Origin of the sequence: Paraburkholderia haematera, assembly GCF_905220975.1 — a bacterium.
Lineage (GTDB): Bacteria > Pseudomonadota > Gammaproteobacteria > Burkholderiales > Burkholderiaceae > Paraburkholderia > Paraburkholderia haematera.
The window spans coordinates 686,785-711,295 of the sequence record NZ_CAJNBK010000001.1 but is presented as its reverse complement, the minus strand read 5'-3'; the positions used below and the strand labels follow the sequence as shown (position 1 = coordinate 711,295).

Below are 24,511 nucleotides of genomic sequence, written 5' to 3'. Positions count from 1 at the left end.
TGGCGTTCATTTACAGGTGTTCGGGCATCGCAAAGTGGCCGCGTAGACCACACGCGAAACGGCACCGGCTTGCCAAAGTGGAGTTGGGCATCAAGCGCCTCCAAAAGCAAAAAACCCCGCAGAACTTTCGTTTTGCGGGGGTTTTAAATTTGGTGGAAAGGGTGTCCGGCACGACCACGGTCTCGAGAGGCACGTCCTTCGACAGGCGCGCGCCGTCCGGCACCGCGCCCGACTCGGGCGACAGGTAGGGCGCGCCGGAAAGTTCGCGGAACCGCGACGGTGGCGCCGCCTCGTACGGGCCGTCGGTATAGGTTTTCCAGGCGCCGTTCGCCTTGAAGCGGAACGCGACCGCGTATTTGCCATCCTCGTCGGTGAAGCGAATCCGCAGGTCGCGTTTCTCTGCATCCCAACCCTGCTCATCAGCCGGCGTGCGACAGATTTCATACGTACCTGCCAGCCCCGCGCCATACGCGACGGGCGCCGCGAAAGCGGCAATCGTGACGGTGACGAACACAAGCGCGCGCAATGAACTCGACATGATGAATCAATCTCCTGGAGCCAGGCGTTACGCGTGAAAATCATCTAGCCGGCCTGCTGCCGCCACCCTGCTGGGCGGCGGGGTTAAAGTGAGTTTGCCAAAACCGCTTTAACCGGAAGGAGGTCAACGATCTAGCCATCAGTGTCGAATGACCGTTCATGGCTGGACCCTGAAATACGAGGTCGACTCGAACACCACAAACCGTGGTTGAAAACCGAATTCCCGTAGACGACGCGAATCCGGCATAGATCACTCCCCCATCGGGTCAACGACGGCTTGCGGCGGAACCCGGCACGGGTAGTGAAGGAGGTAGCGCTACCGGTGGGCGTCGAGTTCGAAAGCAACCACGATGAGCAATACAAACAGTGCAAAAGGAATCTGCAGGACAAACGCGAGAGAACCTCGACCGGGGCGCCATGGCTGCTGGATGATGACGTAGAGCACCAGAAGCACCACGCCTCCTGCGGCCGCCGGCCCTGCGATCAGGAATAGATCGAAAAGTTGGGTGATCGCGGCATCGCCCTTGCCGCCGAAGAGTAGCGCGCCCGCCCCAATGGCTGCGGAACCCCAAAGTCCGATCCCTGAAAGAAATAGCAATGTCGTTGTGAGTGGATTGCGGTATGGGGAGGGCGAGTCCATGAACTCGGGTTGCTCGACCTGCAATTCTGTCGGCACTGCCTTGCCGGTGTTCTTCTCGTTGTCTTGCACTTTAAGACCTCGCAGATAGTTGGCCCGCTCAAAAAGGTGCCAATTTGCCGGCTTCGAATACCGGAACGGGGAGGAGCTACGTTGTGAAGATCCATCAGTTGCGTCGAAGCCGTCCTCTGCACCGGCGAACTCAACTTATGTTGTTGGCGCTTACGCAGTCGGGACGTACGCCAGAGACTATGCCAAATTCACATGTATCGTCGATACGGACCGTATAAGAATTGATCAGACATTGCTGGATCGAACTTTTATTCCGGCTATGGATGGCCCGTGTCGACGATTAATGCCGGCATTTCGAACGACCACTTCTGGCCGGTTCGCGCCGGTTGGCCTCATCAGCCCAATGCACGGATGATCACACGATCACGGCAGGATATCGAACTTCCCCGGACTTGTCGGACACCGTGGACGCGGCTATAGGCGGCAGCGAGTTCGGCTGTCCTTGGCAGATCGACAAGTTGGTCACTGCTTGTTCATGTCGGACACGTTGGAATTTGTCCATCAATGTGGATTCCTCAGCACTATGCTTCAGTAGACGTCATGTTTTGTGACGCAACCAACCTGGGCGGCGGATGGCACCCGCAGATACACAGATCATTACTGAGCGCGGCATGCCGTCCATCAGGTGCGGTCATCATCTGGCGGGGGCCATCGCATTGGATTTTACCCGTCGTGTTGCAGGCCGGACACGTCACACTGTCACCTTCGTGTGCAACGTCCCGCCCGCCCAGTTGAATTGTGGTTGGCATAGCCTCGACTGTGCCACTAGCTGTCGTTTTGTCGCCACTCACGATCAGATATCGTTTCAAGGCTTCCCCTTATCATTTTCATAAGAGGCGACTTGTACCGACCTGCTCACGATTCTTGCTCGAATACCCCGCGTGCTCGAAAGTAGCTGAAAGGCTCAGCGTTAGCTACGAAATCGACTTTCGAATTATGAATATAATGAGCGAAGAAGTTGACAACACTATCGGGCGCATACGCCATCCAGGCATCGAGCCGCCATTGTTCGGGCTTGAACGCGTAAAAAAAGACCCGTTCCTCCGAGGTCCCGCGATTGGTCACGACGATATCGCGATGGGTCTTCAATGCCTCAGCATAAGCCGGTGCCTCGACATCAATCGTCCCCCACATCGCATGCTTGATGGAACTATCGTTGAACGATTTTTGACCGACGACCGGCTGCTTTCTACGTGATAGCGTTCCGTTGCTTTCGTAGTACGCCTTCATATGGCACTTCATGTCGGCCTCCACGGATGTTCCCGGCGGACTGGCTGCGCTCATGTAATCTTGATAGTTCTTCTGTGTTTCTGGCTTAACGGTAAAGCGGTCAGCGATGGGAGCGAGGGTACTCTTGATTTCCGCTAGCGACAGCAAGCGAACACCGCTCTTTAGGGCTTCCAGGTGCATATCGATCATAGGAATCCGGGCATAATTTCCATCTAGATTCTGCTCATTCGGCCCGTACCCACCGCCAATATCGGAATGCACACCGGGATAGACCTTTTCAGTCCAACCTGCCTTGTATCGCCCGGCTTCACGAATCAAGTCCACCGGAAACGAGTAGCGGAGTTCATTGGCAGCGACGAAATGAACACATCGCTCCACACAGGCGGGGATACGCAGGTCACGTTGCTCCAAGGGAAGCGTGAGGTTGTGCGCTGGCAGACCAAACGAAGCAACCGTGTCGAATACACCCAGGAACGTGAAGCGTACTGGGAAGCCATTCAATGTCAGCGAACCGTCTCCCTGTTTCTTGCACTGTCCAACCAACAAGTTCACGAACGCACGTGAGAGAGCCGCTCCGCGAGAGAAGCCGATCACCGATATATTGATGACTTTGATAAGGCGATGTGCCCCAAGCGCCTTGTTCAGGTCATTCAGGCTTGCATTTCTGTTCTTCTCGGCATACTGCTTGACTTCTCCCCCCATTTTCTTGGCGTTGTTAACCAAAGCCTGGCGTAACGCCTGATTCATGCGGTCTTCGCCATCAATCAGTCGGCGATCGCCGCCTGCGCCAAACGCGCCGCCTAAGACGGTGTCCTCAAGCCAAACCTCAGATTTGTCGACCCAAGACGCTTCGCCGTTGAATGGTGTGCCGACGCCGCTGACGTAGAAGCTATAAATTCCTTTACCCGGGGCATTTATCGACGCGTCGAACAATCTTGCGATATTGCTCCATCGTTGTCCTGCCGCGTCAGCGTCACGGTTATTTCCAGTACCGTCAAAGAAGAACGCGAGGTGAACCACATCGGAGCAATCTTGTTTCGCCGTTGGCGGAGCTTTTGGAACGTCACGCGTCGCGGCCGCTATGATTTGCATCAACGAAGGAGGTTGGGGAAGCGAACTCATTACTTTTTTCCCTCCGGTTCCGGCCGTTCGTCGACATATTCTTTGGATGCCTCAGCAATGGCTGTTGCGTTCGGGTACACATGAACGGTGAGGACTTTGGAGTCGCCCGGCAATTCCTGCAAAACGGCAGTTGCGTGAATTCTTTCGCCCAATCTTGGAGCGCCTTCCGGGCCTCCCAGTGAATATTCGATTGATATCGGGCCCGGCTTGACCTTCACACAGCAGACGATTTTTCCTCCAGCGTTGCCTGGTTCATACGCCATGAACGCACCACCTGCGTATTGACCGTTGACGGCAACATCGTAAATCGCACGGGGCCAGTAGTTGTAAACCGCGACATCGAGATTCATGGGCCTCTCCGAGCAGGCGGTGAGTGGCAATACGTACAGCAGACCGACGAACAGGCGGCGGACTAGAGTGTTGACTGTAACTTCAGTTTTGAACTTCATTCTTGTTGTCTCTGGTGTTTCGGTCGATTTCAACAATTCGACGAGTCAACCTCATTCGTTCGACTTGGCAGGTGAGATCACGAATGCGCCACCTCAACCGTCGGGATATCCCGCGGAAAGTTCTTCATGAGATCATCAAAGGTCAAGACCTTTGTCTTGACCTGTTCGAGCAAAACGGCGACTTCCGGCAGGGTGTTGAACGAGTCTCCGTAGGCAAGCGCGATACAGCAATAATTGACGAGATCGCCGGTACCTTCCAGCCCATATTGCCGCGCTTTCAGAATCTGCGAGCGTACGAATGCGTACTGCGCCGAATCTGGTATGCGAAGCAACAGGCCCGGCATGTTGAGCCGGATGTAATACAGGATGCTATCCGGCACACTGGCTTCAACCAGTTCGTCAACCTGATTCTGATCGAATTGCATCGGCGGCTGCATTAACGCCGAGGCATCTCCAATTGAATTTGCATCCCAGTCTATGGACTGCAGACGCCCGACTCGATCCCAGTACCACCATTCGAGAACGGGAGCGAGGAACGCCCGCTTCTGGTCGGCCGTCAACACTGGTCCCCGAACATGCTGCGTGCCGTCTCCCCGGGCTCCGCTCAATACGGCGAGAATGCCCGGGTCCCAGAACGCAAGTGCCATGACCGTCCGATCCGGCAGCACGACATCGACGAACGCGCTCAAATGCGCAGCAATCGTCTCTAGCGGCATCGTGGATATGAGCAGCGTTGCACACGGTACGTTAGCGGCGTGCTGATCCAGCCACGCACCCGCGTGAAGATAATTCGCCGGGTCGATTTGGATCAGATGCGGCGCGACTGCCCTTACATCGGCCCCACCGTCCAGCAGACACACGGCGTTTGCTGATTCGAAGAGCAGTGCGTCCGGCAGGGATTTGTCCTGAGCCGGATCGGCCAGCACATACGCGTGTGCGTGTTGCGTCTGTGCCGCCGCGAATACGGTTACTGCGGTCATCTCTTCATGATCCTTTGTTGTTCACGAAAGCCGCCCGTGTGGCTGCTCGCTGTCGCAGGCATTCCGCGCAGGCCGATTGCGGTGCCTTTTGCGCACGCGTTTTCTCCTGTGCCTGGTTCACAACGGTGTGAACACGCGTGCCTGACGCGAATCCTGCGTCGGGCACAGTTGCTACAAAAGGCACGTCATACCCCCTTCGTGATAAGCGCAGAGCGGGCCGCAGCGCGTTTTAACAGGCACTCGACGCAAATGGACTGCGGCAATCCAGGCAACGGATAGGGCAAGTTTGTGGGGCCAGCAAACGAATGCTGAGCGCCCTTGATATCGATCTTCCCCGGCGCGTGAACCTCGATGTTGCCATCCTTGATACGGATATAGGCGCCGCCAGATGTCAGCAGGATTTCCTGCTTCGCTGCCGCCTCAATCGTCTCGGTTGCAGAAAGCAACTTCAGCGTCTTCTGTGCAGTCAGTTCGATGTTGTCCGAGTGCGCCTGTATCTCGACCTTGCCCTTGGCCGCGAAGAGCTTCATCCCGGCATTCTGAACAAACAGGCTAAGCTTTTCAGCAACGCTCGCTATCAGCGACTTGCCAGTTGCGATGTGCGTGCTCTGTCCACTTACGAGATTGGTCTGTGCATCGCTTGCGATATGAACAGATTTCTGTGTGGACAGTGCGATGCCGGATGGGCTACCAAACAGTATGACCGGTTCCTTGAACGAATTCGCATTGCCGGTTCCACCGCCCGCCGTGTTTCCACCTGACGATGAGCCCGACACGCTGTTCTGTGTCGCGTCCGTGAATGACTTCAACGAATCGTAGCCATCTTTAAGGTTTTCAGCCTGGTGCGTGGTACTCGCATCGGACAGCGCTTCAAGCACGCTTTCTGAATTCACCAGTTGCGAGTTCGCTTCGCGCACGTCGAGTTGCTGGCTCGTTGCTGATTTCGCATGCGTGGAAACGTACAGGCCCTGACCCGCACGCACCGCACCGTAGGCGTCAGACTTCAGATCGAAACCGCTGCCCAGGTATGATCCCCGCGTGTTGCCGCTCTGGTCAATCAGGTAACCCAGATGCAATTGCGAATTGCTGCTCGTGGAATATAGATGAACGCGATTCTGACCCGTCGAGTCATCCATCACCATCTGGTTGTAACCGCTGCCCTGATATTCCTTGGACTTGTAGCCAGAGAGCAGCCCGTTGGAATGCCAGTGCGGTTGTGTCGCGCCGTTATAGACGCGGCCCGTTACGAGCGGCCTGTCGCAATCGCCGTCAACCCAGTTAATGAGGACCTCTTCGCCGACTCTTGGGACATGCACACCGCCATATCCGCCACCGGTATCGGACATGGCAACCCGCACCCAGCATGATGCTTTTTCGTCGCCGTCATTGAGTCGGTCCCAATGAAAGCGGACCTTGATGCGATTGAGTTGGTCGGTATAGATCTCTTCGTTAGCCGGACCGACGACAATTGCCGACTGCAGATGCATTGATGGCTTGTGATGGGCAAGCGGACTACGATACGGCACGATCTTGCGTTGCACCTCAATTTCGACGAGGAAGAAGCCTTCACTGCCGTCGGCGTGCGTGACCGACAGTTGATTGGCCGGTGCTGCTTGATTTGCCCGGATCGTAGCCAGCTCGTTTTTCAGGCTGTGCGGGAAATCGGCGGCCTGACTGGACACCGGCAGGTTGTTTTCAATGAACCATGCCGCCTCAATAGTGGCGAACTGCCGGTTCTGCTTGCTATCCGTGGCGTGGTCAGGGTGGTCATCCAGTTCAAACCAGCGACCGGCATCCATCCGCCGCACGCCGCCGGAACCGTAGAAGCGCTTCGCCCGCGATTCCCATTCTTCCATCCGGATTTTTGAGAGGGCATCACCCCGGTCCTGGCTACCGTAGGTGTAAGCACCCGTGTATTCATATACCTCGGCTTGCTGGGGCAGGTTTCCCTGCGTGGGAAGCGTCGGGATGTTTGTGCCTTTCGGATTGGCGGACGAAGCCGGCGCCTTGTAATCGAAGGTACGGGTTGTGAGTGTTGTGCTTTGAAGTGTTCTTGTGCCCGACCACTGCACAAGAGCATCAGTTTCGCTATTCGTGCCAGCGCGATAGAACTCGACGGTCTGGGGCGAAAGCGGCTGGAATGTATCGATGCTGTCTGTGACGACAAGCGTATGCGACTTGCCATCGCTGGCTTGCTCGAAGTAACCGAAAAGCCCTTCGCTTTCCATTATCCGGTGGACGAAATTCCAGTCGTCTTCGTATTGCATGCAGAATGAGCGCGACGGCAGCGGCTTGCTCAACGCAAAGCGAAATGCCCCCTGGGCCTGCGGGTGCATGTTGAAGACGTCGATCAGGATTTCGTCAGCCGGTCTGTCCTGCCAGATTCGCGCATCCTTGCGAAAGCGAAGAAAGTGCATCCACGATGCAAAGCCGATCTGATAACTCGTGAGGCCGGTATCTGATCCTAGACGCCGCGCCGTGTGAACGTAGCCGTGGTGAGGCAGGTAGGACCTGTCAGTCTGCTGGATCCAGAGCGTTATGGGCTGGGCAATCAGGGTTTTGAGTTCGATCGTCGCAGATGTGGAAACGACGTCTGCGGTGAAATCGTAATGGCGGCCAATCCGTGAATAACCGACAACCCGCTGCGGAAGCAGAATATTATTACCCAGCGAACTATCCAGTTTCAGCAGGCGGTCACTCTGGACGAGTCCGCCAGTTATTGTCCCGATTATGTCCTGCGCTCCCATACCGCCTCTTCTTGTTAACCGATTGAGCCAACGCGCGCTGCGCGATTCTACAAAAGTTGAGATCAATCGGCCAGCTAGGCAATATCAACAAATGTAAAGCGGCATTCATTTGCACTGTCCAGATATGCGCTTGGCATATTGGTAAATATTGTCAAACGAGATTTCTAATAGTTGTCCGGCTTTCCCCACAGATTACGATTTCGGTTTTAGAACGGTACCAACCAGAAAGCACAATCCATGTCACAAAATCGCAAGAGGCGGCCCGCAGGGAGTCAGTCGGTCAGGAAGCCGCTTGGCAAGACCATGCTATTACCGCACACGGCTACTTTTGTGCGCGAACAGTCTCTGCACTGGCACCTCGCTCTGGCAGCATTTCGGGCTGGCAAGGGCAACGGCGATCTCCTGGCAGAACTGGTAGAGACGCTTTATCTTGCCTGGTATCTTCAGGAGGCTGGATTCGGTGCGGCGGAGCGTGAACTTTATCTTGATGCAGAACGCATTCTGGATGCGGCAGCCAGAAGCGCGAGCAAAAACATCTGGCTCATCGAAGCAGCCGACTGTTTGCCGATTACCGGGATTCTCGATTTGCACGAACAGCAGTTGCAGCGTGCCCCCGTTTATGCAGTCGGTGAAGCCCAGCAACGTGTGCTGCATTTCGGAAAGAGCGACAAGCGGTCACCGTGGTGACCTTTCAGTTTTTCTTGAGACGCGCGCTTCATTTGGCGACGACCGCCTGCGAGACGGCCGGTACGCTGGTCCCGTTCAAGGCCGGCACCGCTCCCTCGACAACGGCGCGATGCAGCGATTCGGTCGGGCGGCAGTGCCGAGGTAGCACGCAGGCGTACACGCTACTGTCATGCTCGCAGCCAAGCCGGAAGCGCTCGGCGACCGCCGCGCATAACTTTTCCTCGATTTCCACAATGCGTTTGTCGAGCGCATGCACGGCGTCTTCCTGCTCCGCACCCCGTACGGCCTGGGCGGCACGATCACGGACCTGGTCTGCTTCCTTGAGTCTCGGCTGAACCACTGCGATCAACGTGCGAAGGTCTGCAGCGTCGGCGTCCGCTACGGTCATGCGGGCACCCGCTACGCTTCTCGTCAAGCCCGCCAGCGCGCAGGTCGGCCAGGGCGGCAGCGTGCCTCGCCTGCGCGTCCGCCAGTTGTGCCTCGATTGAGTCAGCTTGGGCCCGGACTTTCGCTGCTGATGCCGATGCGGTCTCGCGGGCTGCGCGGGCACCCGCGAGGCGGTGTGCATGCTCCTTGATCGTCATCAGATATCCTCAATGATCTCAATGTCGAATCGGGTGAGCAAGGTTCGCCTTCAACGCGCAGCGTATGGAACAGCCCCCGAATTGTTTTGTCGAGACCCGCCTCACTGTCAAGTTGGAAAAGTAAGTCCGACTGCTTCGTGGTCTGGTCGAACGCTACGCCAAAGCGCGAAGCAAGGTCCTGCGCCATCGCCTCGCCTAACTGACGCAACTTTATGAGGGTCGTATTCGGATCAGCGGCGAAGGCCCGTTCGGCGGCGGCGCCGAGCTGCGCGAGAAGTGGCGAATGCTCGGCTAGAAAGCTGAAGTTCCCAAGCTGGCTCACGGTCGTTGGTCTGTCGTTATTGTCTGACGGGCTTTACTTTAAACCGGAACGGCCTGGACACAAGTGTTGTCAACATTCCGTTGTTCAGGGTGGGGTGGGATCGGTCACACGGCATGCTTTCGAGCTGGCGGCGCATCGTCTCGTAGGCCCGCGAATACCGCGTCGCACACAATGTCCACACCCGGGTCATGCCGGACGACTGCGATGCGGAGCGTGGGAGACTCTACGTTTGGCGGGTAGAAATGAAAACAGGCCCCGAAGGGCCTGTAGTCTTGATGTCTTGGCGGAAAGGGTGAGATTCGAACTCACGGTACCCCTAAAGGTACACTGGATTTCGAGTCCAGCGCATTCGACCACTCTGCCACCTTTCCGGGTCTTCCAACTCACAACAACCGGACTGCTTGGTTGTTTTTGAATCAGATCCAAGCGGGTCGTTGCTTGGGAGAGAAAGATTATAGAACGGCTGAATCCGATTTCCAAGCCCCTCGTCAAAAAAATTTCAAAGAGACTTGGCAATCGGTAGCGGCATCAAGCCGCGCATCAGCCAGGCGGCAATCAAGCCGCCGGCACTTCCAGCCGTTCCACTCCACCGAGGTAAGGACGCAGCGCCGCCGGCACCGTCACCGAACCATCCGCGTTCTGGAAATTCTCCAGCACAGCCACGAGCGTACGGCCAACCGCCAGACCCGAACCGTTCAGCGTGTGCACCAGCTCCGGCTTGCCTTGAGCATTCCGGAAACGCGCCTGCATCCGGCGCGCCTGGAACGACTCCGTATTCGAGCAGCTCGAGATCTCGCGATACGTATTCTGCGCAGGCACCCACACTTCCAGGTCATACGTCTTGGCGGCCGAGAAACCCATATCGCCCGTGCACAGCGTGATCACGCGGTACGGCAGTTCAAGCTTCTGCAGAATCGCCTCAGCGTGACCGACCATCTGCTCCAATGCGTCATACGACGCTTCCGGCGCGACGATCTGCACCATTTCGACCTTGTCGAACTGATGCTGGCGAATCAGGCCACGCGTATCGCGGCCATACGAGCCCGCTTCCGAGCGGAAGCACGGCGAATGCGCTGTCAGCTTGATCGGCAACGCGTTCGCTTCGAGAATGCTGTCGCGCACCGTGTTCGTCAGCGAAATTTCCGACGTCGAAATCAGATACTGCGTGACCGTGTTCTCGTCACCGCCCTTTTCGACGCGGAACATGTCGTCGGCGAATTTCGGCAGTTGGCCCGTACCGTACAGAATTTCCGGATTCACGATGTACGGCGTGTACACCTCGGTGTAGCCGTGGTGCAGCGTGTGCGTGTCGATCATGAACTGCGCCAGCGCGCGATGCAGCCGCGCAATCTGGCCGCGCAGCAACGTGAAACGTGCGCCCGACAGTTTCGCGCCGGTCTCGAAGTCGAGACCGAGCGGCGCACCGACGTCGACGTGATCCTTCACCTCGAAATCGAACTGGCGCGGCGTGCCCCAGCGGCGCACTTCGACATTCCCGGTTTCGTCCTGACCCATCGGCACGCTTTCGTGCGGCAGGTTCGGCACGCCGAGCAGCAGGTCGGATAGACGCTTCTGGATATCGTCCAGCCTGGCCGCCGACGCCTTCATCTCGTCGCCGATACCGCCCACTTCGGCCATCAGCGCCGAGGTGTCCTCGCCCCGACCTTTCATCCCGCCGATCTGCTTTGACAGGGTGTTGCGGCGCGCCTGCATCTCTTCGGTACGGGTCTGGGTGTCGCGGCGTTCCGCTTCGAGCGCGGTAAAAGCCGCCACGTCGAGGGTATAGCCGCGGTCGGCGAGGCGCTTGGCGACGCCGTCGAGGTCTTTGCGCAGCAGCTGAATGTCGAGCATGGAATGGGGCGGGTGTTCGTTGTATGAAGGTGGGATTTTAGCGCACCGGCGCCGGCGGCCGGTGCGTTAGATGGTCAAGGCACGGTCAAGGCGTGCGCAATGGCGACACGGCATCTGAGAAGGCCGCGGCGGCACACGCCAGGACGCTCAGCCCTTCTTAGGCTTGTTCTCGCTGCGCCACTGCGCGTCGAGCTCGGCCAGACGCGCCATCTTGTCGCCGATCTTGCCTTCAAGACCGCGCGGTGTCGGCTCGTACCAATGCGGGTCGCGCATGTTGTCCGGCAGATAGGTCTCGCCGGCGGCATAGGCATCGGGTTCGTCGTGCGCGTAGCGGTATTCGTGACCGTAGCCGAGTTCCTTCATCAGCTTGGTCGGCGCGTTGCGCAGATGCACCGGCACGCCGCGCGACTGGTCCTTGCTCACAAACCGCCGCGCCTCGTTGTACGCGTTGTAACCGGCGTTCGACTTCGGCGCGACCGCCAGATAGATGACCGCCTGCGCGAGCGCCAGTTCGCCCTCGGGTGTGCCGAGGCGCTCGTAGGTTTCGGACGCGTCGAGCGCAATGCGGGCCGCGCGCGGGTCGGCGAGGCCGATGTCTTCCCACGCCATCCGTACGATACGTCGCGCGAGATAACGCGGGTCCGCGCCGCCGTCGAGCATGCGGCAGAACCAGTAGAGCGCGCCATCCGGGCTGCTGCCGCGCACCGATTTATGCAACGCGCTGATCTGGTCGTAGAATGCGTCGCCGCCTTTGTCGAAGCGGCGCAGATTCTCCGCGAGCGCGCTGCCCAGCAAGGCGCCGTCGATTTCGGTGCTTTTCTGCTGTGCCGCCGCGCGCGCCACGATTTCCAGGTTGTTCAGCAGCTTGCGGCCGTCGCCGTCGGCGGAACCGATCAGGGCGTCGCGGGCTTCGTCGGTGAACGTGAGGCCGCCGAGTTCTTGCTGCGCGCGGTCGAGCAGTTCGCGTTGTTCTTCGTCGGTTAGGCTTTTCAGCACGTAGACAGCGGCTCGCGAGAGCAACGCGCTGTTCACCTCGAACGACGGATTCTCGGTCGTCGCACCGACGAACACGAACAGCCCCGACTCGACGTGCGGCAAGAACGCGTCCTGCTGGCTCTTGTTGAAACGATGCACTTCGTCGACGAACACCAGCGTCTGATGTCCGTTCGCACGATGAATCTGCGCGGTCTCGACGGCTTCGCGGATATCCTTCACGCCCGACAACACCGCGGACAACGCGATGAACTCGGCATGAAACGCGTCGGCCATGAGCCGCGCTAGCGTGGTCTTGCCGACGCCAGGCGGGCCCCACAGGATCATCGAATGGGCTTCGCCGGATTCGAAAGCGACCCGCAGCGGCTTGTTCGGGCCGAGCAGGTGCTTCTGGCCGATTACTTCGTCGATATTGCGGGGCCGCAGGCGTTCGGCGAGCGGAACATTGGCACGGGTTTCTTCAAACATGACGTTTTGGGGATAATCTCAGCTTTTCCGGACGCGGTCCGTGTGAAGGCGGCGTGCTGCCGGATGAGCAAAGCCGACATGCAAAGGTGTGGGCAACGTCCTGCATTATGACAGCGACGGCGCGCGGACGAAGGCTGCACGGCGTGCCGGAGAGATTCAGGCAACAAGGCTCGAACAAGATTCACGGGCAACATCAACCGCAACTATGTTGCATGGGATCGGAGTAAGCGCCATGGGACCCGAGTCAGTGCTAAAGCGCTAACTCTGGCCGACACGCTAACACCGGTCGACAGGGACACGATTAGATGACACAAGATCCACTCGCCGGCGACGCCAGCTCCACCTACGCTCCGCTCACGCCGGTGCCCGACGCGCGCCGCGCGTTCCGCACCGGCGACGCTTTCGCGCTCTGGTTTTCGCTAGGCATCGGCCTGCTGGTTGCGCAGGCCGGCGCGCTGCTGGTGCCGGGCCTGTCGCTCCCGCATGCGTTGCTGGCGATCGTGATCGGCAGCGTGATCGGCGTCGTCTTGCTGGCATTGGCCGGCGTGATCGGCACGGATACGGGCCTCGCGGCGATGTCGTCGTTGCGGCCGACGCTCGGTGTGCGCGGCGCCTCGGTACCGGCGGTCCTGAACGCCGTGCAACTGGTCGGCTGGGGCTCGTTCGAGGTAATCGTGATGCGCGATTCCGCCGATGCGCTCGCCAAGCAGGCCTTTGGATTCTCGATGCCGCTGATCTGGACCGTGATCTTCGGCTTGCTCGCCACGCTGCTGGCCATTAGCGGTCCGCTGTCGTTCGTGCGCCGGTTTCTGCGTACGTGGGGCATCTGGCTGCTGCTGGCGGGCGCCGCATGGCTCTCGTGGAATCTGCTGGCCAAGCACGACCTGGCCGCGCTGATGCGCCGTCCGGGCACCGGTGAGATGTCGTTCGGCGGCGCAATCGATCTGGTGGTCGCGATGCCGCTTTCGTGGCTGCCGCTGATCGCCGACTACACGCGTTTCGGCCGACGCCCCGGTGAGACCTTCCGCGGCACGCTGCTCGGCTATGGCATTGCGAACATCTGGTTTTACGCGCTCGGCGCGATCTACGGTCTCGCAGCAGGCGGTGGCGATGCGCTGCTGACCGGCGCGCTGGCGCAAGCGGGCGGCGGCCTCGCCCTGCTGCTGATCCTGATCGACGAAGTGGACAACGCGTTCGCCGACATCCACTCGGCGGCGGTCTCGACCGGCACGTTCTGGACGCGTGGCAGTGTGCCGTTGTTGTCGGCGGCATTCGGCGCGCTTTGCACGGCGATCGCCTTGCTCGTGCCGATGGCGAAGTATCAGAACTTCCTGCTGCTAATCGGCTCGGTGTTCGCGCCGCTGTTCGGCGTGGTGCTGGTGGATCACTTCATCGTGCGCAAGCGCCGCATTGAAGCCGCCGTACTCGCCGATGTTCGCGGCCGTTACGGCTTCTCGGGCGGCTGGCATCTGAGCGCGTTCGCGTCGTGGGCAATCGGGATTGCGTCGTATCAGGCAATCAATCAATGGCTGCCGGATCTGGGTGCTACGTTGCCCGCTTTGGCGATCGGCGCAGTGTGTTATCTGGCGCTGGTGTCGGTCCGCAAGACTGCCTACGCCTGAGTCGCGCAAGCATCCCCGCAATACAGAAAAGGCCTGCAAATGCAGGCCTTTTCTTCTCATGCGCCGTCAAACTTAGTCAGGTCAACGCGTCGACGCCCGATACTCGACACCCGGCAACACGCACAGCAATTCGAACGCGAGATTCGCGCCGAGCAACGCGGTCGTGCCGAACGGATCGTACGGCGGTGCCACCTCAACCAGATCGCAACCGACGATATTCAATCCGTGCGAGCCACGAATGATTTCCAGCGCCTGCGGCACCGTCAATCCGGCGATTTCCGGCGTGCCCGTACCCGGCGCGAAGGCCGGATCGATACCGTCGATATCGAACGTGATGTACACCGGACCGTCGCCCATGCGTTCACGCACGCGCGCCATCAGCGGCACGAGTGACTGGTTCCAGCACGCCTCGGCCTGCACCACTTCGAAGCCCTGATCGCGGCACCAGTCGAAATCTTCCGCGGCGTAGCCCGTGCCGCGCAAACCGATCTGCACGACGCGGTCGCAATCGAGCAAGCCCTCTTCCACCGCGCGGCGGAACGGCGTGCCGTGCGCGATCTTCTCGCCCATCATCGTGTCGTTAACGTCCGCGTGCGCGTCCACGTGAATCAGACCGACTTTGCCGTGCTTGCGATGAATCGCGCGCAGGATCGGCAGCGCGATCGTGTGGTCGCCGCCCAGCGTGATCGGCTTGCAATTGTGCTGGAGGATTTCGTCGTAGGCGGTTTCGATGCGAGCGATCGAATCGTGCAGGTTGTACGGATTGATCGCCACATCGCCAAGATCGGCCACGCGCAGCGAATCGAACGGCGCGGCGCGGGTCGCCATGTTGTACGGGCGCAGCAGCACCGATTCGCTGCGGATCTGGCGCGGCCCGAAGCGCGCGCCGGTGCGGTTCGAGGTGCCGAGATCGAATGGCACGCCGACGAAGCAGGCGTCGAACCCTTCGGCCGAGCCGACGTTCGGCAGCCGCATCATCGTCGCAATGCCGCCGCAGCGGGGCATGGCGTTGCCGGACAGCGGTTGCGGCCGTTCGCCGGCTTCGGGGGAAATGAAGGAAGAGGTATTCATCGTGTCTCGGCAATGAAAAGGGGGCAGTAAGCAAAATCGTGCAACCGGCCGAGGGATCAATAAAAAAGCGCACCTTGCCGGGCGAGTCTCGATTCTTGAGCAGTTTCCCTCAAGTTAAAATACGAACAGAATAAACTTCACATTGATTCGTAGCGATGTATCCTGACGCATGTTCTCCCAACTCACCGATCTCGACCTGCGGCTGATCCGCGTCTTCCTCGCCATCGTCGACGCAGGCGGCGTCTCGCCGGCCCAAGCCACGCTCAACGTCGGCCAGTCGACCATCAGCACGCAACTCGCCACACTGGAAACGCGCCTCGGCTACCGGCTGTGCGAGCGCGGCCGCGGCGGCTTCAGTCTAACCGCGCGCGGCGAGCAATTCATCGACGCGGCGCGCGCCCTGCTGTCCGCCGTGGATACCTTCGGCATGCAGGCGCGCAACGTCGGCCGCAAGCTGGTCGGCACGCTCGATATTGGCATGATCGGCCACACGCCGGTATCGGCGAGCGCGCGCATCAGCGACGCGATCGGCCGCTTCCGATCGCGCGACCAGTCCGTGCGGTTTTCGATTCTGGTGCGCTCGCCGGGCGAACTCGAAGAACTGCTGCTGAACGGCCGGATTCAGATTGGCATCGGCTATTTCTGGCATCGCGTGCCGTCGCTTGAATACACCGAGGTGTTCGCCGAAGATCAGTTCGCGTATTGCGCCAAGGGGCATCCGCTGTTCGCTTCAGCCGGCGAGGTGTCACCCGCCGAAGCCGCGGCTCACGAATGGGCGTGGCGCAGCTATCCGCTCCCTGAAGCCGAAAGTTCGACCACACCGCAGAACGTGAGCGCCGTCGCCGACAACATGGAAGCGGTCGCGATGCTGGTGCTGTCGGGGCATCATCTCGGCTACTTGCCGGGGCATTTCGCGGCACCGTTCGTGAAGCAGGGCTTGTTGGCCGCGTTGAATCCGGCACAGATGCGATACCGGGTGGCGTTTCATATGGTCACGCGCGCGCGGCAGCATCGAACGGATATTGTTGAAGCGTTTATCGACGATATGAAGGCCGCGCATCCGGCACAGGTGCTGGAGGTGGATGAGTAGCGGTTCGGCGTTACACGCGCAACAGCGCAAAGCTCTTTGGCCTGTCACAAATGGCTTGACGTCCTTCTTGTCCGTGCGACGGCTAAGCAGTACTTCGCACGAAGACTAAGAGCAAACTGTAGTCACCTTTATCCGCCGCACGCAAGGCGGTTAAGTAATCCGACCGTGCGTTATCCGCTTTAACCAATGTCCCGCCGCCACCCCACGAAAACGGCTCTTGTTTCATGCTGCGCAAGAGCGCATCAGCCATCATTCGTGAGTGTCGACCATTGCCGTTTGGAAAAGGATGAATCCACACCAGCTCGCGGTGAAATCGTGCGGCAATCTCATCGGACGGGAATGTGCCGTTGTCGACCCACCACCGCGTGTTATCGAAAAGGTTTCTCAGTTTGACGCTGACCTGCGTCCAGTCACATCCGATGTTCTTGTCGGACTTGCGGAACGTGCCTGCCCACGACCAGGTCTGGTCGAACATTTTCTTGTGAAGGTTACGACAGAACTTTTCACTGAGGACGTCGACCTTGTTTTGACGGCGAGCCCATTGCACGGCTTGCAGGATGTTCTCCTGCTCCCAGTCATTCAGGTCGCCCTTGGTGGTCAGGTGCGTCGGTATTAGTCCTGCAAGCTCGTCAGGGTCGAGCGGTGTCTGGCCTTCCTGTTCATCTAAATCTATCGCCACAGGTCGGACCAGCGGCCCCGGAGTAGTTCGGCCGCTCTCTGCTCAACCTGTTTGCGAAGTCGGTCGGTTGCCGGACGTTGGTCTTCCAGACTCATGGTGTGCGCAACTCCACTCACTTCCTGCAGGGCGATTGAGCGCGCCCGGTCTTCGACCACTTGAGTCAGTGGCTTTCTGGGCACCAGCGCATAGACCAGCTCGCAGTCCAGCCCGTCAGCCAACTTGCGCAGTTGTCCGAGCGTGATTCGCTCCTCAGCTTCCGCCAACTCCGATTTGTGCAGGGTCGAACCGGTAATGCCTAACCTGTCGGCTTGCTGTCGCTCGGTGAGCCCTAACGACTCTCGGATGGCCTTCAGCCATCCACGCGGCGGGGGCCGACGGTTGGTCAAATCCGAGTACGCTGCGACCGACGCCTGGACCTGATCAAGCCGGAGCTGCCTCATTCTGGAATCCATTTTGCTGGCCTATAGGCTATCAAACACGCAACAAATGCTAGCCTATAGTGAAGCAACTATCAAGTTTATGCTTTACCAAACCGAAGCTAATAAATGTATATTGCGTCGGTATAGTGACGCAAAATTGAATTATTTGCTTCATTTTATGGAAGCAATTGTCTCTGATTTGCTGCACTGCAAGCCAGCAGTCGGGAGGCAGCTTGCTTCGAACGTCGGTCGCCCGGTCCGATAAAAGAACGCGCGAACATTGACGCTTTGCGCATGTAGCACCTGGTCGTAGCTCAGTATTTCCGCCGAAATTCTTTCAGTCTCGGCCTGTTTGCCTTGTATTTCGGAAGCGAGTTTTTGAAGCTGGTCTCGAAGCTCTTTTTTCCGGGCTTCTACCCGCCATGCTCGGACTCAACGTCGAGAAATCTTGCGCCCGCCACCTCCCGGAAATATCTCCGGCAAGAAAAAGACCCGCAATCCCCTTTGGGACGCGGGTCTCAGCGTTAACTAGCTCAAAAACCAACACCTTTGTGGTACGGGTAGCAATTGATGCACGGCTTTTTCATTCCAGAGGCAAGCTGAGCAGCTTACCCGTTGATCACGTCCGCGCCCTTCGGCACCGTGAACTTGAACGCATCGGCCGGCAGCGGCGGGTTCTTCTGAATGTTCGAGAACGTCAGCAACGTCACGTTGCCGAACACATCGTGCAGCTCCATTGCTTCAAGATTGCCGTCCTTGAAGCCGATGCCGACGCGTTGGAACTGCGTGTCTTTCGCCTTGGGCGTCAATTCGAGCCAGTCGATGCCGGCCTTCACGCCTGCGTCGCGCAGCGTGAAGTTCTTGTCCAGATCGTTGCTGCCGAACAGAATCGCCGCCGGACTTGCGCCGAGTGCCCCGCCGAGGCTGCGCACCGTCACCTGGTTCAGGTCCTTGTCGTACACATAGAGCTTGTCGCCGTCGGCTTGCAGCAGTTGCGCGTAGGGCTTCTCGTATTGCCAGATGAACTTGCCCGGACGCGCGAACGTGAACGTGCCGCTCGACGTGCCGGTCTTGCCACCCGTGGACAGCACGCCGCTTGCACCCTGGGCTTTGCTCGGCGCGCGTACTTCCTGCTGCACAAAGGTACCGCGCGCGGAATGCACTTGCGCGACGAACGCCTTCAGTTGTTCGGTGCCGCTCGCGAACGCCTGCGACGCGACGAGCATCGACGCGCCGATCACCACGCTGCCGACGCCACGTGCGATCGTGCGAGCGAATTGGCCGAAACGGCGGGATTGAGCACTCTGTCGGGCGTGCTGCTGCGCGAATAGTTGCATGGTGTTTTTCTCCCTTGATTGAATTTGTTGAGCAGTCGTGGCGGCGGGCTTTGAGGGCTGCGGCCGGGGACCGTGGCGACCAGCTTGGGCCGCGCAACCGGGGGACGAGCCCTCGGCCTTGGGTTACAGCTTAAGCAAGAAGCCTTAAGCGGGGCTTATAGCGAGGCTTATACCGAGACCCACGCGCGGGACTCACGCACGGGACTCACGCGCGGAACCCATGCTCGTGACCCATGCGCGGCGCTTCGCGGCCGGTTCGGTGACACAGCCGCAAGAACCGCCTATTCCGCTTCCCGCGCCGGCGCAAGAATCTCGCGATTGCCGTTCGACGACATCGCCGACACCACGCCCGAGTTCTCCATCTGCTCGAGCAAACGGGCCGCGCGGTTATAGCCGATGCGCAAATGCCGCTGCACCAACGAGATCGACGCGCGACGGTTCTTCAGCACCACGTCGACCGCCTGGTCGTATAACGGGTCCGCCTCGCCGTCGCCCGAGCCGCTTCCCCCGGCGCCCGCGGAGCCTTCGTCGCCCTCGCCCGTTACGCCGCCTTCGAGAATGCCCTCGATATAGTTCGGCTCACCCTGCTCCTTGAGCTTGTCGACCACGCGATGCACTTCTTCGTCCGACACGAACGCGCCATGCACACGCACCGGCAAGCCGCTGCCCGGCGGCAGGTACAGCATGTCGCCCATGCCGAGCAGCGATTCCGCGCCCTGCTGATCGAGAATTGTGCGCGAGTCGATCTTCGACGACACCTGGAACGCCATGCGCGTCGGCACGTTGGCCTTGATCAGGCCAGTAATCACGTCGACCGACGGACGCTGTGTTGCCAGAATCAGATGGATGCCCGCCGCGCGCGCCTTCTGCGCGATCCGCGCGATCAGTTCTTCGACCTTCTTGCCGACCACCATCATCAGGTCGGCCAATTCGTCGATCACGACGACGATGTTCGGCAGGCGCGACAGCGGTTCCGGATCGTCCGGCGTGAGGCTGAACGGATTCGGCAGCTTCTCTTCGCGCTTGGCGGCTTCGTCGATCTTGTTGTTGTAGCCGGCCAGATTACGTACGCCGAGCTTGCTCATCAGCTTGTAGCGGCGCTCCATTTCGGCGACCGCCCAATTGAGCGCATGCCCCGCCTGGCGCATGTCCGTCACCACCGGACACAGCAGATGCGGAATGCCTTCATAGACGCTCATTTCGAGCATCTTCGGGTCGATCAGGATCATGCGAACCTGGTCGGCGCTCGCCTTGTAGAGCAGCGACAGGATCATCGCGTTGATACCCACCGACTTGCCCGAGCCGGTCGTACCGGCCACCAGCAAGTGCGGCATTTTGGCGAGGTCGGCGCACACCGGCTTGCCGCCGATGTCCTTGCCGAGCCCCATGGTGAGCGGCGAAGCCGCATCCGCATAAACCGCCGAGCCGAGAATCTCCGAGAGACTCACGGTCTGACGGCGCTGGTTCGGCAACTCCAGCGCCATGAAATTCTTGCCCGGAATCGTTTCGACTACGCGAATCGATACCAGCGACAGAGAACGCGCGAGATCTTTCGCGAGACCGACGATCTGGCTGCCCTTCACGCCGGTGGCCGGCTCGATTTCGTAACGCGTGACGACCGGGCCCGGGTACGCGGCGACCACACTCACTTCGACGCCAAAGTCCTTGAGTTTTTTCTCGATCAGGCGCGAGGTGAATTCGAGTGTGTCGGCGGAAATGGTTTCCTGCGCGGCCGGCGCCGCGTCGAGCAGCGAGATCGGCGGCAAAGTGGAGTCGCCAGGCAGGTCGGTGAACAGCGGCACTTGCCGCTCTTTCTCGACGCGCTCCGATTTGGCGGGGGTGACGATCGGCGGCACGATCATGACCGGCTCGTGTTCCTCGATCCGCACGCGGCCCTTTTCGACCTTGCCTTCGCGCTTCACGGCAGCGGCTTCGCCCAATTTACGGTCGCGGCCAGCCTCGCGCCGCAGTTTGGCGAACGTGACCGCCGAAATGATCGATTCGCCGACCTTTTCCGACACCGACAGCCATGAAAAACGGAAATACAGCGACAAACCGATGCCGAGCACGATCAGGAGCGCCAAGGTGCCGCCCGTGAAGCCCAGTGCATGCGAAATACCGCGCGCGACTGCTTCGCCGACCACGCCGCCCGGCGCACGCGGCAATTGCACTTTCAGCGACCACATGCGCAGCGCTTCGATACCGTCGCACGCGAGCAACACCAGCATGAACGCGAACGCGTCCGCAAGCCAGCCGGCGTCGCGCGGCGCGTCTTCCTGCAGCGTCTCGTGCCGGGTAATGCGGCGGTAATTGGCGGAGATATGGCGGCCAAGCAGCACGATCCACCAGTAGGCGGACAGGCCGAACAGCAGCAGCAGGATGTCGGACGTCCACGCGCCGACGCGGCCCGCCCAGTTGGCGATGTGGTCGACCTGCGCGGCATGCGTCCAGCTCGGATCGTGCCGGCTGTAGCTGACGAGCGCCATGAGCAGGAAAACGCCGAGCGCGACCTGCAAGATCCAGCGGATTTCGGTGAAAAGGCGCGACATGCGGTGCGGCAATGCCTGCGCGCTCGCGGAATAGGGAGCTTTTGCCATTGATCCTGTTGCTTGTGTGGCCGATCTGCTGCCAGAGGCGCGGCCCGAAGCGGCGCCGAAGGCGGCTTCAGACCCGGTCCCGGCTGCCGGGTCCATCGATGCGGCCTATTGTAAACGCAGTGCCTCACGCGAGGCTGTAAATGACAGTAACTTAGCCGATTGGCGTCACGAAACTCACGAAAGGCCGCCGGCACCCGCGGCAACGCTATCGCCGCGATCGGAAAGCTTCATGGAGCAGGCCGGCGTGCCGCCCTTTATAATGCCGCTCTGATACCCATCTATAGTTCCAGCTCAAGTCGCGCGGCCTCGCATGGGCGAGCCGGGCGCCGTAAAAGGATTTCGATCATGCCCGCAACTTCCACGAAACACGCCAAAGTTCTGATTCTCGGTTCCGGTCCTGCCGGCTACACGGCAGCGGTCTACGCGGCACGCGCCAACCTGTCGCCGGTGCTCGTCACGGGCCTCGCCCAGGGCGGCCAGCTCATGACCACGACCGACGTCGAAAACTGGCCTGCCGACGCCCACGGCGTGCAAGGCCCGGAACTGATGGGGCGCTTCCTGGAACACGCCGAGCGCTTCAACACCGAAATCATTTTCGACCACATCCATACGGCCAAGCTGGACGAGAAGCCGATTCGCCTGATCGGCGATTCGGGCGAATACACCTGCGACTCGCTGATCATCTCGACCGGCGCATCGGCGCAATACCTCGGCCTGCCGTCCGAAGAAGCGTTCATGGGCAAAGGCGTGTCGGCCTGCGCCACCTGCGACGGCTTCTTCTACAAGCAACAACATGTGGCCGTGATCGGCGGCGGCAATACCGCGGTCGAGGAAGCCCTCTACCTGGCCGGCATCGCGAAGAAGGTGACGGTGATCCATCGCCGCGACAAGTTCCGTGCCGAACCGATCCTGATCGACCGTCTGCTCGCGAAGGAAAAGGAAGGCGTGGTCGAGATCAAGTGGAACAGCACGCTCGAGGAAGTGACCGGCGACCAGACCGGCGTGACCGGCCTGCGTATCAAGAATACGAAGAGCGGCGACACCACGGATATCGCGCTGCAGGGCCTGTTCGTGGCGATCGGCCACAAGCCGAACACGGACATTTTCGAAGGCCAGCTGGAGATGAAGAACGGCTACATCATCACCAAGGGCGGCCTGAACGGTTTCGCAACGGCGACCAATGTGCCGGGCGTGTTCGCGGCGGGCGACGTGCAGGATCACGTCTATCGTCAGGCCATCACTAGCGCGGGCACGGGTTGTATGGCCGCGCTCGACGCGCAGCGTTACCTGGAAACCATCGAAGAGATTGGCGAGCACGTGATGAGCGCCGAAGCCGACCGCTGATCTGCAACAATAAGCGCGACGGTAAAATGGCGGCGGGGCACGGCCCGGCCACCTGCTTTCGAGAAGGCCGCGGCTGAGAAGCTGGCGGCCTTTTTTGCGTCATCCCTGCGCCATTCCGGCGGCAGGCTGGCGCCGTTCCAGCGCGCTTGCGTGTACGCTTGCCCAGCGCGACGGCGAGGCGTTGCGATGCGCCACGTTTCGGTGCGGCAATCCGCGTCGCGCAATCGATCTACTTTTCTGTGTATTGCCAATATGCCGAAGAATCAACCCCATCCCAGCGAACCGAAGCGCGCCCGTGCCGTGGCCAGGCCCGCGCCCGAAACGGCAGCACCCGTCGTCAAACCGAAGATCGAGCCAGCCGCCGGCCTGGCCGGCCTGGGCGCATTGCGCGACGCGTTAAAGGGCGAGACGCAACGGCGTGAACGCGACCGCGCGGCAGCGGCGGCAGCGCAGCGCGAAGCGTCGGCGGATGCCGATCTGTTTCGCCGCGAGATCGGCGCCGTTGCGCCGCTGGCGGCCCCGCCGCGCGCCACCCTGCTGCGCAATCCTCCGTCGACGCTGCCGGTGCAGACCAAACTCGACGAAGAAGCCGTGCTGCACGAAGCGATCTCGGACGAGTTCGATCCTGAGATCCTGCTCGAAACCGATGAAACGCTCTCCTATTGCAGACCTGGCATCAGTCAGGAGGTCGTGCGAAAACTGCGGCGTGGCGATTGGATCGTGCAGGCGCAAATCGACCTGCACGGCATGCGTCGCGAGGAAGCGCGCGAGGCGTTGGCCGAGTTCATTCGTGAGTCGGTGAAACGCGGCCTGCGGTGTTTGCGCGTGATTCACGGCAAGGGCCTTGGGTCGATCGGTAAAGAACCGGTACTGAAGGGCAAAGTACGCGCGTGGCTCGTGCAGAAGTCCGAGGTCATCGCGTTCTGTCAGGCGCGTCCGCATGACGGCGGCGCGGGCGCGGTAGTCGTGCTGTTGCAGCCGGGCGTAGTGCCGGCTCCCCCCAAGTCCTGACGGAGCACCGGTGATCCATCCGAGGCTGACGCTGGCGCTGACCATCATGGAGGCGCTGGCTCTTTTCGCGTACGCGATCTCCGGCTTTATCGAAGCGAGAACCCGACGGCTCGATGCGGTGGGGACCTTCCTCGTGGCGATTGCGACGGCCTTCGGCGGCGGCACGTTGCGCGACGTGCTGCTTGAGCGGCGGCCCTTCTACTGGGTCGAACATCAGGTTTATCTGATCGCGATCTTCGTGATGTCAATGTTCGCGCCGACCCTATTGAAGATGACGTCGCGGCTGCTCTCCGAGCGGGTCCTGCTGGTGGCCGATGCCGTGGGACTCGGCCTGTTCAGCATTTCCGGCACGTCGATCGCGCACGACGCGCAGATGCCGTGGTTCACCTCAGTGATGATGGGTGTGTTGACAGGCGTATTCGGCGGCGTGATTCGCGACGTGCTGTGCAACGAGGTGCCGCTGATCTTGCGCGATTCGCGGCCGTACGCGACATGCGCTTTTGTGGGGTGCTGGCTGTACGTGCTGCTGGACTATTTGAACGTCGATACGGTGTACAGCGTGTTGAGCGCCACCGCCTTCATCCTGCTCGCAAGACTGGTGACGTTCAGGTTCAACGTCCGCCTGCCTCATTGAGCTTGCTTCGCGAGGCCTGCCCGACCAA

The 24,511-nt window shown here is 60.1% G+C and carries 22 protein-coding genes and 1 tRNA gene; 6 read left to right on the top strand and 17 right to left on the bottom strand.

The window, feature by feature from the left end; all coding sequences use genetic code 11:
- Positions 1–10: 10 nt before the first annotated feature.
- The 7 genes from KHO23_RS03145 to KHO23_RS03115 all read right to left on the bottom strand — a co-directional run bounded on the left by KHO23_RS03145 (position 11) and on the right by KHO23_RS03115 (position 7,774).
- Positions 11–538: a hypothetical protein gene (locus KHO23_RS03145; RefSeq protein WP_211609579.1), complete on the bottom strand. Its 528-nt coding sequence runs from the start codon at positions 536–538 to the stop codon at positions 11–13.
- A gap of 315 nt (positions 539–853) precedes the next feature.
- Positions 854–1,246 carry a hypothetical protein gene (locus KHO23_RS03140; protein WP_211609578.1) on the bottom strand — a complete coding sequence of 131 codons (393 nt, stop codon included), beginning with the start codon at positions 1,244–1,246 and terminating at the stop codon, positions 854–856.
- A gap of 521 nt (positions 1,247–1,767) precedes the next feature.
- Complete coding sequence (locus KHO23_RS03135; protein ID WP_407946032.1) at positions 1,768–2,037, bottom strand: PAAR domain-containing protein; 270 nt, start codon at positions 2,035–2,037, stop codon at positions 1,768–1,770.
- 64 nt (positions 2,038–2,101) lie between these two features.
- Positions 2,102–3,598: a T6SS phospholipase effector Tle1-like catalytic domain-containing protein gene (locus KHO23_RS03130; RefSeq protein ID WP_211609576.1), complete on the bottom strand. Its 1,497-nt coding sequence runs from the start codon at positions 3,596–3,598 to the stop codon at positions 2,102–2,104.
- Positions 3,598–3,948 carry a DUF3304 domain-containing protein gene (locus KHO23_RS03125; protein ID WP_211609575.1) on the bottom strand — a complete coding sequence of 117 codons (351 nt, stop codon included), beginning with the start codon at positions 3,946–3,948 and terminating at the stop codon, positions 3,598–3,600. The genes KHO23_RS03130 and KHO23_RS03125 overlap by 1 nt, the downstream gene beginning before the upstream one ends.
- A gap of 176 nt (positions 3,949–4,124) precedes the next feature.
- On the bottom strand, positions 4,125–4,973 hold the full coding sequence (locus KHO23_RS03120) for a DUF4123 domain-containing protein (RefSeq protein ID WP_236066701.1): 849 nt from the start codon (positions 4,971–4,973) through the stop codon (positions 4,125–4,127).
- Between the two features lie 239 nt (positions 4,974–5,212).
- On the bottom strand, positions 5,213–7,774 hold the full coding sequence (locus tag KHO23_RS03115; RefSeq protein WP_211609573.1) for a type VI secretion system Vgr family protein: 2,562 nt from the start codon (positions 7,772–7,774) through the stop codon (positions 5,213–5,215).
- A gap of 237 nt (positions 7,775–8,011) precedes the next feature.
- Between KHO23_RS03115 and KHO23_RS03110 the strand changes: the two genes are divergently transcribed.
- Entirely contained in the window at positions 8,012–8,461 is a 450-nt protein-coding gene (locus KHO23_RS03110; RefSeq protein ID WP_211609572.1) for a hypothetical protein, read from the top strand.
- A 28-nt stretch (positions 8,462–8,489) separates the two neighbouring features.
- On the opposite strand, the gene KHO23_RS03105 is transcribed toward KHO23_RS03110, so the two are convergent.
- The 5 genes from KHO23_RS03105 to KHO23_RS03085 form a co-directional block, all read right to left on the bottom strand.
- Positions 8,490–8,849: a hypothetical protein gene (locus tag KHO23_RS03105; RefSeq protein ID WP_211609571.1), complete on the bottom strand. Its 360-nt coding sequence runs from the start codon at positions 8,847–8,849 to the stop codon at positions 8,490–8,492.
- 101 nt (positions 8,850–8,950) lie between these two features.
- The gene (locus KHO23_RS03100) at positions 8,951–9,367 is read right to left on the bottom strand and encodes a hypothetical protein (protein WP_236066700.1); all 417 of its coding nucleotides are present in this window, start codon (positions 9,365–9,367) and stop codon (positions 8,951–8,953) included.
- Positions 9,368–9,648: 281 nt separating this feature from the next.
- Positions 9,649–9,738 (bottom strand) — tRNA-Ser (locus tag KHO23_RS03095).
- A 184-nt stretch (positions 9,739–9,922) separates the two neighbouring features.
- Complete coding sequence (gene serS / locus KHO23_RS03090; RefSeq protein ID WP_211609569.1) at positions 9,923–11,218, bottom strand: serine--tRNA ligase; 1,296 nt, start codon at positions 11,216–11,218, stop codon at positions 9,923–9,925.
- Positions 11,219–11,365: 147 nt separating this feature from the next.
- A complete protein-coding gene (locus KHO23_RS03085; RefSeq protein ID WP_211609567.1) occupies positions 11,366–12,679 on the bottom strand; it encodes a replication-associated recombination protein A in 1,314 nt (437 codons plus the stop codon).
- A gap of 305 nt (positions 12,680–12,984) precedes the next feature.
- Between KHO23_RS03085 and cytX the strand changes: the two genes are divergently transcribed.
- Complete coding sequence (gene cytX, locus KHO23_RS03080; RefSeq protein ID WP_211609565.1) at positions 12,985–14,301, top strand: putative hydroxymethylpyrimidine transporter CytX; 1,317 nt, start codon at positions 12,985–12,987, stop codon at positions 14,299–14,301.
- 81 nt (positions 14,302–14,382) lie between these two features.
- Here cytX and speB read toward each other — a convergent pair whose 3' ends face one another.
- On the bottom strand, positions 14,383–15,372 hold the full coding sequence (gene speB / locus KHO23_RS03075; RefSeq protein ID WP_211609563.1) for an agmatinase: 990 nt from the start codon (positions 15,370–15,372) through the stop codon (positions 14,383–14,385).
- A 169-nt stretch (positions 15,373–15,541) separates the two neighbouring features.
- On the opposite strand from speB, the gene KHO23_RS03070 reads away from it, so the two are divergent.
- A complete protein-coding gene (locus KHO23_RS03070; protein ID WP_211609561.1) occupies positions 15,542–16,462 on the top strand; it encodes a LysR family transcriptional regulator in 921 nt (306 codons plus the stop codon).
- 82 nt (positions 16,463–16,544) lie between these two features.
- Here the strand turns inward: KHO23_RS03070 and KHO23_RS03065 are convergent, their stop codons facing one another.
- The 4 genes from KHO23_RS03065 to KHO23_RS03050 all read right to left on the bottom strand — a co-directional run bounded on the left by KHO23_RS03065 (position 16,545) and on the right by KHO23_RS03050 (position 21,494).
- A complete protein-coding gene (locus KHO23_RS03065) occupies positions 16,545–17,141 on the bottom strand; it encodes a mobile mystery protein B (RefSeq protein ID WP_211609559.1) in 597 nt (198 codons plus the stop codon).
- A complete protein-coding gene (locus tag KHO23_RS03060; RefSeq protein WP_211609557.1) occupies positions 17,132–17,593 on the bottom strand; it encodes a mobile mystery protein A in 462 nt (153 codons plus the stop codon). The genes KHO23_RS03065 and KHO23_RS03060 overlap by 10 nt, the downstream gene beginning before the upstream one ends.
- Before the next feature lie 575 nt (positions 17,594–18,168).
- Positions 18,169–18,897, bottom strand: coding sequence for an outer membrane lipoprotein chaperone LolA (lolA, locus tag KHO23_RS03055; protein WP_211609556.1), 729 nt, complete (start codon positions 18,895–18,897; stop codon positions 18,169–18,171).
- A 281-nt stretch (positions 18,898–19,178) separates the two neighbouring features.
- Positions 19,179–21,494, bottom strand: coding sequence for a DNA translocase FtsK (locus tag KHO23_RS03050; protein ID WP_211609554.1), 2,316 nt, complete (start codon positions 21,492–21,494; stop codon positions 19,179–19,181).
- A 345-nt stretch (positions 21,495–21,839) separates the two neighbouring features.
- Here KHO23_RS03050 and trxB point away from each other — a divergent pair, with 345 nt between their 5' ends.
- The 3 genes from trxB to KHO23_RS03035 all read left to right on the top strand — a co-directional run bounded on the left by trxB (position 21,840) and on the right by KHO23_RS03035 (position 24,483).
- Positions 21,840–22,838, top strand: a complete 999-nt coding sequence (trxB, locus tag KHO23_RS03045) for a thioredoxin-disulfide reductase (protein WP_211609552.1) — start codon at positions 21,840–21,842, stop codon at positions 22,836–22,838.
- A 252-nt stretch (positions 22,839–23,090) separates the two neighbouring features.
- On the top strand, positions 23,091–23,849 hold the full coding sequence (locus tag KHO23_RS03040) for a Smr/MutS family protein (RefSeq protein ID WP_211609550.1): 759 nt from the start codon (positions 23,091–23,093) through the stop codon (positions 23,847–23,849).
- A 13-nt stretch (positions 23,850–23,862) separates the two neighbouring features.
- Positions 23,863–24,483 carry a trimeric intracellular cation channel family protein gene (locus KHO23_RS03035; protein WP_211609828.1) on the top strand — a complete coding sequence of 207 codons (621 nt, stop codon included), beginning with the start codon at positions 23,863–23,865 and terminating at the stop codon, positions 24,481–24,483.
- Positions 24,484–24,511 lie beyond the last annotated feature (28 nt).